We start from the raw sequence: 12,086 nt of genomic DNA, 5'->3' as shown, positions 1-12,086 counted from the left end.
AAGTCATGAGTAAATTTCCAGCAGATTTTCTTTGGGGCGGTGCAACAGCTGCCAATCAATACGAAGGAGCTTACAATGTGGACGGGAAAGGTCTTTCGGTTCAAGATGTGACACCAAAAGGCGGCATGCCAGCTAAAGCAGGTGATCTCAATCCTTTGATTACAGATGAGCCAACACTAGACAATCTCAAATTAGAAGGGATTGACTTTTATCATCGTTACAAAGAAGATATTGCCCTTTTTGCAGAAATGGGCTTCAAGGTTTATCGTACTTCCATTGCTTGGTCACGGATTTTCCCAAATGGTGATGAAACGGAGCCAAATGAAGCAGGTCTAAAGTTTTATGACGACCTCTTTGATGAATTGGCAAAATATGGTATTGAGCCTTTAGTGACTTTGTCGCACTATGAAACACCGCTACACTTGGCACGCAAGTACAATGGTTGGGCAAATCGTGATTTGATTGGTTTTTATGAGCGCTATGTTCGCACTGTCTTTACTCGCTACAAAGACAAGGTGAAATATTGGTTGACCTTTAATGAAATCAACTCCGTTCTTCATGCGCCATTTATGAGCGGAGGGATTGCAACACCCGTAGAAGAATTGTCCAAGCAAGACCTTTATCAAGCAGTTCATCACGAACTAGTGGCATCAGCTCTTGCAACGAAGATTGGACATGAAATCAATCCAGACTTTAAGATTGGTTGTATGGTACTAGCCATGCCGGCTTATCCGATGACGCCAAAACCAGAGGACGTACTGGCTGCCCGTGAGTTTGAAAATCAAAACTATCTCTTTTCAGATATTCATGCGCGTGGTAAATACCCAGCATATATGAACCGTTTCTTCAAGGAAAATGGAATCGAGATTCAATTTGCGCCGGGTGATAAGGAATTGATGGCAGAACATACCGTGGACTTCATCTCCTTCTCTTATTATATGAGTGTGGTTCAAGCTCATGACCCAGAAAGTTATTCTTCTGGTCGTGGAAATGTTCTAGGTGGTCTGCAAAATCCTTATCTGGCAAGTTCTGAATGGGGTTGGCAAGTTGACCCAATTGGTCTGCGTCTGGTCCTCGATGCTTTCTATGACCGCTACCAGTTGCCACTCTTTATCGTAGAAAATGGTCTCGGTGCTAAAGATGTCTTGGTGGATAGCCCTAATGGTCCAACTGTTGAAGATGATTATCGTATTGATTATCTTAAACAACATTTGCAACAGGTCGGCGAAGCGATTGAAGATGGTGTTGAGCTCTGGGGCTATACCACTTGGGGCTGTATTGACCTTGTGTCTGCTTCAACAGCTCAGATGAGCAAGCGTTACGGATTTATCTATGTTGACCGCAACGACGATGGAACAGGGTCTTTGGCTCGCTACAAGAAGAAATCATTTGATTGGTATAAAGAAGTTATTGCAACGAACGGAGGAAAACTCTATGAAGATTGAGCACGCAGCCCTCTATGTTCGAGATTTAGAAGGGGCTAAACGTTTCTTTGAAACATATTTTGAAGTGAAAAGTAATCAGCTTTACCATAATCAAAAAACAGGTTTTCAGTCTTACTTCCTCAGCTTTGACGAAGGGGCGAGATTGGAAATCATGACCCGAAAGGAAGGTTTAGCAGAGAACAACCAAGAACTTCTCTTTTTGGGCTATCATCATTTGGCTTTTAGTCTAGGAAGCAGAGAAAAGGTAGATGAATTGACAGCTAGGCTTCAAGCAGATGGTTATCAGCTTTTAAGCGGTCCACGTCTGACGGGGGATGGTTACTATGAAAGCTGCATTCTGGGTTTAGAAGGCAATCAGATTGAATTGACAGTGTAATTTGATAAATTTGCTCCTTATAAATAGAGAGTGGGACAGACATCAATCGTTTGAAGAATGTGATTTTTCAGCAAGTCCTAGTTTCTAGTTGCTGACCTAAAACAGTTCACTGGACTGTTTTACTCCCACCTCCGCACAAGTTGGTTAGGATAGCCACTATCGCCGATACAGTCAGAGATAAGGTTATCCAACTAACCACTGCGTTTTGCAAGCTAAACGATAAAATACATGAGGCTGGGAATTTTTGTTTCAACCTCCTTTTTTGTGTTAAACAAATGAACTGAAAGTTGTAACATAGATATCAGGAGGAAAATGTCCAAGTGCCGCTCTCTGTTGTTTTTACCTTAAAAATTTGCCAAATAGAGAAATCATTTTGACTTTACTCTTTTTCAGTCGTATTTATTGCCAAAGGTCAAAAAAGACAAACCTCAAAAAGAAGTTTGTCTCGCATTTTATAAGGATTCACTAAACAGTCATAAGATGTCGTCACGTACAACTTAATCCCAAAACTCTTTAGCGATTTCTTGACCTTGTTTGATTTTAGCCCATTGCTGCGGGATAGCCAACTCATTGCCTGAATCGCAGGAAGCAAAACCGCATTGATGTGACAGCAGGAGACGATCCTTAGGAAGGATAGTGCTGGCTTGTTCTAATAAACGAAGCACACGTTCTTCATCATCCAGATCAGTTGTCTTGCTAGAAAGGAGACCAAGGACAACTTCGGCATCTTTATCTTTAAGAGAAGCAAGAGCCTTCAAATCACCAGATACATCACTGTCCCATTCCAAGAAAAAGCGGTCATAGTGTTGATCACGTAAGAATTTTTCCGCAATGGCTTCATAAGTTCCGCCTGATGCCGAACGGCTTTCATAATTTCCGCGGCAGTTGTGTGTCCAAACTTTCAGTCCTAATTGATGTCCATAATCAGCCACTTCGTTATTGATTGCAATGAATTCATCAGCTAAATCAGCCAGCGCAGCATTGCCATCGGCAAAAAATGAAGCAGGATTTGATTCGTCAAAAAGTTCCCAAAGGCAGTCGTCAAACTGGATAATTTCACCGCCAGCTTCTTTATATTCCGCCAAGAATTCTTTGTAAGCCTTGATGAGACCGGCCTTTAATTCTTCATTTGTTTTGTAAACTTGCCCTTCACCAGCAAGTTTATCAAAGATAGTCAGTTCAATATAAGCATGCGCAGGTCCCCAAATGGTTAATTTGGTTTGCGTATTACCAGCTTCTTCCTTGAGCAATTTGTAAATGTCTAAGAAATGATGATTCTTCCCTGAAAGAGGTTCCGTGATACGGATACCAATGTCTTTACGTGTTTCGTACTGTCCGCCGTCATGGTCTTGGAAAGTGTAGCCGTGGTCTGCAATATAACGTTCAATACCTTTAAGACCCCAAATAAAATCTAAATGCCACATTGATTTTGAGTATTCTCCGTCTGTTAGAATATCAATACCGTTTGCCTTCTCATCAGCAATCACTTTTTTTATCACTGCTGTCTCTGTTTCAAGATAGCCGGGAAAACTGTCGTAAAATGGATAGTGAATATCATCACGATGTTCGATTTTATTTTTGTAGGCAAGGAGGTTGGCTGGGCGAAGAAGAGAGCCAACAAGTTGAAATTTTGATTGTGTCATGTCAAAAGCCTCTTTCTAAATTTCTTACTTTTTATTGTACACAAGCTAAGCACTTTTGAAAAATAGTTAATTTAGAGGAAGGGATATAGTTTAAAACTATATTTGAAAAGACCAGTCCTTGCTTGAATACAATTGTTTCCTCTTCACCCCTCTTTTTGATAAAATAGAAGAAAAAGGTTTATTTACTATTTTTTAAATGTGCTATAATCCTTTTGAAATAGGATGTAAATGTAGCTAATCCTGTCCTGTATTATCCAAGCAAAATTACAGAAATAGCAAAAGGATAGTTTTACATCATGAAATAAATGAACGTTGGGATTTGAATTTGAAATGAATGATTGTTAGAGGTGATAACATGACAATTAAGATGATTGTGACCGATATGGACGGAACGCTCTTAGATGAAAAAGGAGAATTCGATCGAAGTCGGTTGAAAAATATATTGGATGAGCTGGACAAGCGGGAGATTCGGTTTGTGGTGGCAACGGGCAATGAAATTCACCGAATGCGCTTGTTATTTGGGGATTTGCTGGAGCGCGTGGCCTTGATTGCTGCAAATGGTGCACGGATTTTTGATAAAAACGAGGTACTGCTGGGTACATGTTGGTCTCCAGACTTGGTGGAACAAGTCTTGTCTTACTTTGAAGGGAGAGAACGTGATGTGCACCTCGTCGTCACAACTGAAAATGGCGCTTTTGTCAAAACGGGAACGATTTTCCCTATGATTGAAAAAGTCATGACAGCAGAAATGGCGCAAGAATTTTACCGAAAGATAAACTTTGTCGAAACATTACGTCCAGACGATTTTCCGCAAGTTCTGAAAATGAGTATGGTGGTAAACGAGCAAGTAGCAGTTCAGGCTACTCGACAGCTCAATCAGGATTTTGCAGACACATTAAATGCGGTCACAAGCGGCTATGGAGCGATTGACATTTTGCAAAAAGGGATCCATAAAGCTTGGGGGTTAGAGCAATTGATGCAAAAATGGGAAATTCAAGAGCAGGAAATCATGGCCTTTGGAGATAGTGAAAATGACATTGAAATGCTGCAATTAGCTGGGGTTTCCTATGCTATGGAGAATGCGGATCCTAAAACCAAGGCAGTTGCCAATCACCTTGCACCAGCAAATACAGAGGCGGGCGTCCTGACAGTATTAGAGAACTATTTGAGCAAAGGAGAGAGTCAATGGCTGTCCAACTATTAGAAGAATGGTTGTTAAATGAGCAAGAGCAGATCAGACAAAAGTACCACGATTTGAATCGTATATCCGTCAAAGACCCCGATGTACTTTTTCTGGGAGATTCTATCGTAGAGTATTTTCCCTTACATGAGTTATTTAAAACGTCAAAAACACTAATAAACCGTGGAATTCGAGGTTATCGGTCGGATTTGCTACTAGAGCATTTAGGATCTCTTTTATTTGGGCAGGCAGTTGATAAGGTCTTTCTCCTTATCGGTACCAATGATATTGGCAAGGAAATCCCCCAGCAAGAAACAGTAAAAAATGTGGAAAGTATCATCCAAACGATTGCTAGGAATTATCCTCTTGCAGAAGTTTGCCTTTTGTCTGTCCTACCAGTCAATGAAAGCCCTACTTACAAAAAGCGAGTTCATCGAAGAAACAATCAAAAAATTCAAGCCCTCAATCATGCTTATCAAGAGTTAGCTTCTGTTTATATGAATGTGACCTTTGTAAATGTCTATGACGACCTGCTAGACGAAACAGGACAATTAAAAGAAGCATTTACAACCGACGGATTGCATTTGACGGTTGCAGGATACCAAGTGTTGGTAGGCTACTTACAAAATAAAAACTTAATATAACCTAAACATCACTCTATCCAAATGAGACATTATAACAACCAGCTATGACATTTTAGTTTATTCGATTTTTATTTATATTATAATGTCTTTATCTGATTATTTTATGCATTAGAATTAATAAGGAGAGAGAAATGATAACTATTTTTGTACTAGAAGATGATTTTGTACAACAATCTAGAATGGAGAGGACGATAAAAGAGGTTATGAAGAAAAATTCTTGGAAATATCGTCGTATTCATATTTATGGGAAACCCAATCAACTACTTGAATCTATTACAGAAAGAGGTTCACATCAACTTTTCTTTTTAGATATTCAAATAAAAAATGAATCAAAAAGAGGGTTTGAGATTGCAGAAGAAATTCGAAGAAAAGATCCAAATGCAACAATTGTATTTGTAACAACCCATTCAGAATTTATGCCTATAATTTTTCAGTATAAAGTTGCGGCTCTCGACTTTATTGATAAAGGATTAGATGAAAGAGCGTTTTCTAGACATGTTGAAGAAGCTATCAATACTGTGATAGAACAGCAAGGTCGTACAGTTATTGAAGATTCATTTAATTTTGAAACTTCATTAGCTATGGTCCAAGTGCCGTTTCATAATATTTTATATTTTGAAACATCGCCAACGATTCATAAAGTTATTTTACATACAAAAAATGAGAGAATGGAGTTTTATGCTCGTATTTCAGAAATTGAAAAAGTAGATAAAAGACTTTATAAATGTCATCAATCTTATGTAGTAAATCTTGAAAATATTATAAAAGTGGATAAAGAAAATGGTAAAGTATATTTTGAAGATAATGAACATTGTTTAGTATCAAGAATGAGATTAAAAGGGTTGATAGATAGAATAAAAAAACTTCAATAGTTTGATAAAGTTGGAGAGATTATGGGAGAAGTATTATATAATATTACATTTTTCATTCATATTGTGATTCTATTATTGATTTTTCATCAAGTGAGTGGAGTAAATCTGAGTAAAAAGTGGTTTATTTTTGCACCATTATTACTTCGTTTTCTGTTTTTTATTGCACCTGTGATTGCTTATTTTGTAACGTTACTTTTTTTGGTGTTATATTCTTTGTATCGAAATGATTTTCACAATAGGATGTTAGATATCTTTTATGGCTTATATCCTGTTGTTGTAGAAAGTCTTTTTAACAGAATATTAACATTTTTTGTTTTTCCATTATTGGGAGTTAGTATGAGAGAAACAGCTAGTAGTGGATATTTCTCATTATTAATTGAATTATTGATTTTCCCAACTTACTATTTTCTTATAAAATCCTTAAAGATTGATTTTAAAAATTTACAACAAGGTTTTAAAAAGCAATACTTAAATCGTTTTTTATGTTTAATTAATTTGACAATGATTGTATATTTTATTCTTTTGCAAATATTGTTAATTTTTGAAGATGTTATCAATTCTGCGATTTTTTATCGACAATATTTAATTGGTATTTATACTATTTTGTTTTTAATAATGTTGATTTATATAAATACAACTTTTAAAGATAGATTAGAGGAGGAGATTATTTATCAAAAGAATAGGCAATTAGAAGATTTAGCAAATTATAATCGACAAATAGAATCGCTTTATAATGAACTAAGGAATTTTCGGCATGACTATATAAATATTTTAAGTAGTATAAAAACAGGGATTGATAATCGCGATATTGATATTATATCTAGCGTCTATAATTCAGTCTTGTCAAAAACCACGGAGCAGTTTCAAAATCCAAAATATAATATTACCAATTTAATAAAAGTAAAAAATGAAGCAGTTAAAAGCATTTTATCCGCAAAGTTACTTGAAGCACAAAGTAAAGGAATAAACATTAGCGTTGAAGCAGAAAAAGATTTCAGTGAGTCACAAATGGAATTGTTGGATTTTGTTACGATTCTCTCAATATTAATGGACAATGCCATTGAAGGAGCTCAGTCAGCACAGAGTTCGGAAATAACGGTAGCTCTTTTTAATAGTGGTAATACAAATGTCTTGATTATAGAAAATACTACGGATGTTGCAAAGATTGATACATCAGATATCTTTTCATGTGGTTATTCTTCAAAAGGCAAAGATCGGGGAATTGGTTTATATAATGTAGCAAATATATTGAAAAAATATCCTAATGTATCCATTATTACGCAAAGCAAGGATTTTCATTTTAGACAGACAATTGAAATGAGATAAATTATTAGGAAATAAAAATACTTACATACTTAGTTGTAAGTATTTTTATTTTAGTGAGAATAGGTAAATAACAGATGATTAATGTCTCCCGTTTAAAAGTTTCCACCAATCAATTGCATTCATAAGAAATCCACCTCCTTGTATTTATTCTATCGAAATTTAAAGAAAATAGAAGACCATTGTCACAATTGGCTTGTATTTTGTCATAACTGGTAAATAAATTCCTAAAACTATTACAGAATATGACAAAATAATGACAGACTTTGACAAGTTTCTTTCAAATGAGTGAAGTTAAGCTACAATAAGTGTATAAAATGTAAATGAAGGCAATAAAAGTGTATCAGAATCGATCAAGTCCATATTAGTGATAAATATTGAATCTAACTATATAAAGGAGAAATAATAATTGTGAAGAATCAAAATTTTAATAAAGAAGTTCAACGCTTTTCAATCCGGAAATATTCATTTGGTGTTGCATCTGTACTGCTAGGATGCTTTCTGTTTAATGTTGCTAATGTTTCGGCAGATGAGACAACCTCAACGTCTACTGTTTCATCTACAACAGAGTCTGTTGTTTCCCATTCTGATAAAATGATAAATTCTAATGTTGAAAACAACTCTAAGAATAATCAAGCTGTGGATAGTGGTGTATCAAATAAAGTATCTATAGTTGATAATGTTCAAGTTCACAATAAAGAAAAATCAGTTTCAGTTACGGTTCAAACTAAACCAGTCGAAGATACTAAGCCGATATCAGAAAATAGAGTAACGTCTACTGTTTCAACATCTAATGTTCAAGTGGAACATGAAAATAATTCATCAGTTTCGTCCACACCAGACATGAAAGTCAAGGAGACTAGTGAATCTAACAATAATATAATTTCAAGTACTGCTTCTTCTACTCAAAAAGGCGATAATAATGTCTCAAAAAATAAGAATAACTTAGTTAATAAATCTTCGAATCAGTTAAAAGAGGGTGCAACAAAAACTATGTTTGCCTCAAAAATAGCGCGTCATGCATTAGCTGTGAACAATGGTTCTGTTGCAAGAGGTGACGATTATCCATGGAAACATGATAGTGTAGATCCCAATAATAGACAAATTGATAAGTGGAGACTATATACAAGAGAATGCACTTCTTTTACTGCTTACCGTTTAAGCTCAGTAAATCACTTTGAACTTCCGGGTGCTTATGGTAACGGTGGACAATGGGGAGGACGTGCAAGACGAGAAGGATATAGAGTTGACATGAATCCTGCAAAAGGATCGGTTGCTTGGTTAGATGATGGTTCCTATGGTCATGTTGCGTGGGTATCAAATGTCATTGGAAACAATGTAGAAATTGAAGAATATAATTATGGTTTCACACATAATTATCATATTCGGACGGTTGCTAAAACGGCATTCAGTGGTTATATCCATTTTAAAGATCTGGCTGGTGGCACCACTACTCCTAGTGAACCTACAAAACCTAATACAGGAGGAACATTACCTTCTTCAGGAACCTATCATTTTACAGACCGTAAAGGAATCAAAGCAGAACCTAAAATATCTAGTCCAGACCTTGCTTATTATGATAATGGTTATAGTGTAACTTATGATAAGACTTTAATTGCTGATAATTACGAATGGATTTCGTATATCTCTTATTCGGGGCACCGTCGTTATATTGCTATAAATAAAATTGCAACTCCAGTCACTCCAGTTGTAAAAGGGACGATCAATATACAAAATAAAAATGATCAAGCCGGTACTTTTGACGTTGTAATTACCAATGTATCTAGCAATAGTGGATTAAAAGAAGTACAAGTTCCAACTTGGTCTACTCAGAATGGTCAAGATGATATTATTTGGTATAGAGCTACTAAACAAAATGATGGCACTTATAAAGTTTCTGTCAATATTCGCGATCATAAAAATAATCGTGGGGAATACAATATTCATCTTTATTACGTTATAGACAATGGTAAGCAAATAGGTGTAGGTGGCACCAAAACGACAATTGCAGAAGTACAAACTCCAGCAGTTACTCTTACAGGAACTATTAACATACAAAATAAGAATAATCAAACAGGGACATTTGATGTAGTTATTTCAAATGTTGCTAGTCCGAATGGTGTAAAAGAAGTAAAAGTACCTATTTGGGCAAGTCAAAATGGTCAAGATGATATTATTTGGTATAGAGCCACTAAACAAAACGATGGCACTTATAAAGTTTCAGTTCGTGCAAGTGATCATAAAAATTACCAAGGAGAGTACAATATCCATTTATATTATGTCCAAAACGATGGTAAATTAGTTGGTGTTACTGGTACAAAAACAGACGTACACTTTATCACAAAACCTGCTATACCTGACAGAGGAGTTTATACTTTTACAGGACGATCTAGTATTAAAGCAGAGCCTAAAATTTCTTCTCCTGAATTAGCTTATTATGAAGCTGGAAATACAGTTAATTATGATAAAGTTCTATTTGCAGATGGACATTATTGGATTAGTTACCTTTCCTTCTCAGGCAATCGTCGATATATCAGCATTGCCTAATTTTCTAAAGGCAGAAAATAGAAAATACACATATGTTACAAATAGATTACAAATATTTCAAAAATGTGTTGATTTTTACAAAACAAAGTTGTATAATGATTTTGGAATTTAAGGATTCCTGAAAAAGAAAGGAAATACAATGAAAAAATCATATAAATTAGCAAGTATAACTATGTTATGCTCCTTGCTTTTACTGGGCGCTTGCCATAAAAATGAAACAAAAAGTGATTCGAATGACCATTCGACAGTAAAGACTGCACAAAGTAGTTCTAAAAAAGCAAAATCATCTAAAGCTAAGAAAAAGATGACTGCTAACGCGAGTAGTAATAAAAAAGCAGGGGACAGTACTCAATCTGCTGCTAGTGAACAGATGTCACCTGCTCAATCGTCAACTACTCAACCCTCTTCAAGTACAACTAACGCCGATAGTAATACTTCTCCTGCAGCAGAAACAAAGTCTACAGTTGACGTAAACGCTCTTGCTAGTGGTGATTTTTCAACAATTTCAGGAACTTGGAGTAATGACTTGGGAAAAAGTATTACCATTAATTCTAATGGTCAAGCTGCTTTTGCAGGTGAGAAAAGAGAGTATGGTCTTACTTCTGAAAAAATAGTCGCGAACACATTTTGGGGAACGATTTATCCTAAAGACGCTCAAGTAGGTGGTGCTGCTTTTATTGTGGTTCCTGCTGGTGTAGCTGATCCTGTTACGGGACAGGTTTCTAATACAGACCGGATTTTGAGTGGGCAAGATGAAAATGCCAATACACATCCCTTTTATAGAAATTAAGATGATAAACACAAATTAGAAAGTAGGACAAGTGATGAAAAAAATGTTTGATCACAAAGAACAACGTTTTTCCATTCGTAAATATTCGTGTGGTGCAGCTTCTGTTTTGATTGGGTGTGTCCTCTTTATGGGCGGTCAAACCGTGTCAGCTGATGAACAAGCCACGACAGGAACAGTACCTGAAGCAGCTCAAGTTGGCACAGCAAATAAGACTCAAAACACAACTGAATCAATTGATGTGTCTTCTCAATCAGCAGCAACTCAAAAAGAAACTGCTGTAACAACAACTGCGCCAGCTAGCTCATCAGCAGACACGGGTGTTGCTAAAACGTCTTCTGAAAATACTCAAAAGACGATAACGGCAGATAAAGCTGTTTCTGTAGCTACAGAGACGACACCTTCTCAAACAACGACTGTTGATGCAGCGACACAGACAGAAGACGAAACAACAAATTCATCTGTTGATGCAACAACAGACACAGCTACCCCTTCAACAACTGTAAAAGTTGAAAAGAGTCCTGTCGAAAAAGAAGCAGGGAAAGAAGAAGCTGATGTTGCGAAATTGATGGATAAAACGCAACCAGCACAACAAGCTCGTCTTGCAGAATCCAAAGTAACGCAAAGTGTACCTTCTTTACCAAGTCAGGGCTATTACACTTATACGAAACGTACGGAAGTGAAAAATGAACCGAAAGCAAGTGCAGCATTGCAATTTTATGTAAATGCGGGGGATCGTGTTTTTTACGACCAAGTTTTGATTGCAGATGGATACCAATGGCTAAGTTACCGCTCTTATAGTGGTGTTCGTCGCTATGCGGCTATTAACAAGCTGATTCAATCTGAACCTCAACAGCCAGCAAAGCAAACACCTTCTTCAACAGGAACTCTCCCTTCTAGAGGAAGATATGCTTTCTCTAGAACGACAGAGGTTAAGAATGAAGCTAAATTGTCAGCTCCGACACAATTTACCTTTAATAGGGGCGACAGTGTCTACTATGATAAAGTGCTGGAAAATGATGGCTATCAATGGATTAGCTATGTTTCATATAGCGGTGTTCGTCGTTATGCGGCTGTGACAAAATTAGCTCAGTCAGAGTCTCAAAAACCAGCTCAAAACAAGGTGACAGGTACGATTCACATTGAAAACAAGACTTCCCAAGGTTTTGATGTGGTGGTGACAAATGTCAGCTCGACCAAGGGTGTGAAGACAGTGAAGTTGCCTATTTGGTCCAGCCAAGGCGGTCAAGATGACATCATCTGGTACGA

10 protein-coding genes are annotated in these 12,086 nt (G+C 36.6%); 9 read left to right on the top strand and 1 reads right to left on the bottom strand.

The genetic code is table 11. From position 1 onward, the window contains the following. Positions 1-5 precede the first annotated feature (5 nt). A complete protein-coding gene (locus HMPREF2634_RS03225) occupies positions 6-1,445 on the top strand; it encodes a glycoside hydrolase family 1 protein (RefSeq protein ID WP_070836310.1) in 1,440 nt (479 codons plus the stop codon). After that, the gene (locus HMPREF2634_RS03220) at positions 1,435-1,821 is read left to right on the top strand and encodes a VOC family protein (protein ID WP_070836308.1); all 387 of its coding nucleotides are present in this window, start codon (positions 1,435-1,437) and stop codon (positions 1,819-1,821) included. The genes HMPREF2634_RS03225 and HMPREF2634_RS03220 overlap by 11 nt, the downstream gene beginning before the upstream one ends. 497 nt (positions 1,822-2,318) lie before the next feature. Here HMPREF2634_RS03220 and HMPREF2634_RS03215 read toward each other — a convergent pair whose 3' ends face one another. Next, the gene (locus tag HMPREF2634_RS03215; protein ID WP_070836306.1) at positions 2,319-3,464 is read right to left on the bottom strand and encodes a cobalamin-independent methionine synthase II family protein; all 1,146 of its coding nucleotides are present in this window, start codon (positions 3,462-3,464) and stop codon (positions 2,319-2,321) included. A 355-nt stretch (positions 3,465-3,819) separates the two neighbouring features. On the opposite strand from HMPREF2634_RS03215, the gene HMPREF2634_RS03210 reads away from it, so the two are divergent. From HMPREF2634_RS03210 to HMPREF2634_RS03180, 7 genes are all read left to right on the top strand, one after another. Then, on the top strand, positions 3,820-4,668 hold the full coding sequence (locus tag HMPREF2634_RS03210; protein WP_070836304.1) for a Cof-type HAD-IIB family hydrolase: 849 nt from the start codon (positions 3,820-3,822) through the stop codon (positions 4,666-4,668). Further along, positions 4,650-5,288, top strand: coding sequence for an SGNH/GDSL hydrolase family protein (locus tag HMPREF2634_RS03205; protein WP_070836302.1), 639 nt, complete (start codon positions 4,650-4,652; stop codon positions 5,286-5,288). Before HMPREF2634_RS03210 ends, HMPREF2634_RS03205 begins: the two co-directional genes overlap by 19 nt. Before the next feature lie 131 nt (positions 5,289-5,419). Then, a complete protein-coding gene (locus HMPREF2634_RS03200) occupies positions 5,420-6,160 on the top strand; it encodes a response regulator transcription factor (protein WP_070836300.1) in 741 nt (246 codons plus the stop codon). A gap of 21 nt (positions 6,161-6,181) precedes the next feature. Next, positions 6,182-7,486 (top strand): sensor histidine kinase, encoded by a 1,305-nt coding sequence (locus tag HMPREF2634_RS10090; protein WP_070836298.1) that lies wholly within the window; start codon positions 6,182-6,184, stop codon positions 7,484-7,486. Between the two features lie 408 nt (positions 7,487-7,894). Continuing rightward, the gene (locus HMPREF2634_RS03190) at positions 7,895-10,030 is read left to right on the top strand and encodes a GBS Bsp-like repeat-containing protein (protein WP_070836296.1); all 2,136 of its coding nucleotides are present in this window, start codon (positions 7,895-7,897) and stop codon (positions 10,028-10,030) included. Positions 10,031-10,169: 139 nt separating this feature from the next. After that, complete coding sequence (locus HMPREF2634_RS03185) at positions 10,170-10,820, top strand: DUF6287 domain-containing protein (protein ID WP_070836295.1); 651 nt, start codon at positions 10,170-10,172, stop codon at positions 10,818-10,820. A gap of 34 nt (positions 10,821-10,854) precedes the next feature. Beyond that, positions 10,855-12,086 (top strand): SH3 domain-containing protein (locus HMPREF2634_RS03180; protein ID WP_142350295.1); only part of this gene is annotated, 1,232 nt, incomplete at its 3' end.

Source organism: Streptococcus sp. HMSC034B03 (assembly GCF_001838575.1).
GTDB lineage: Bacteria > Bacillota > Bacilli > Lactobacillales > Streptococcaceae > Streptococcus > Streptococcus anginosus.
This window is presented reverse-complemented; position numbering and strand designations above follow the sequence as displayed.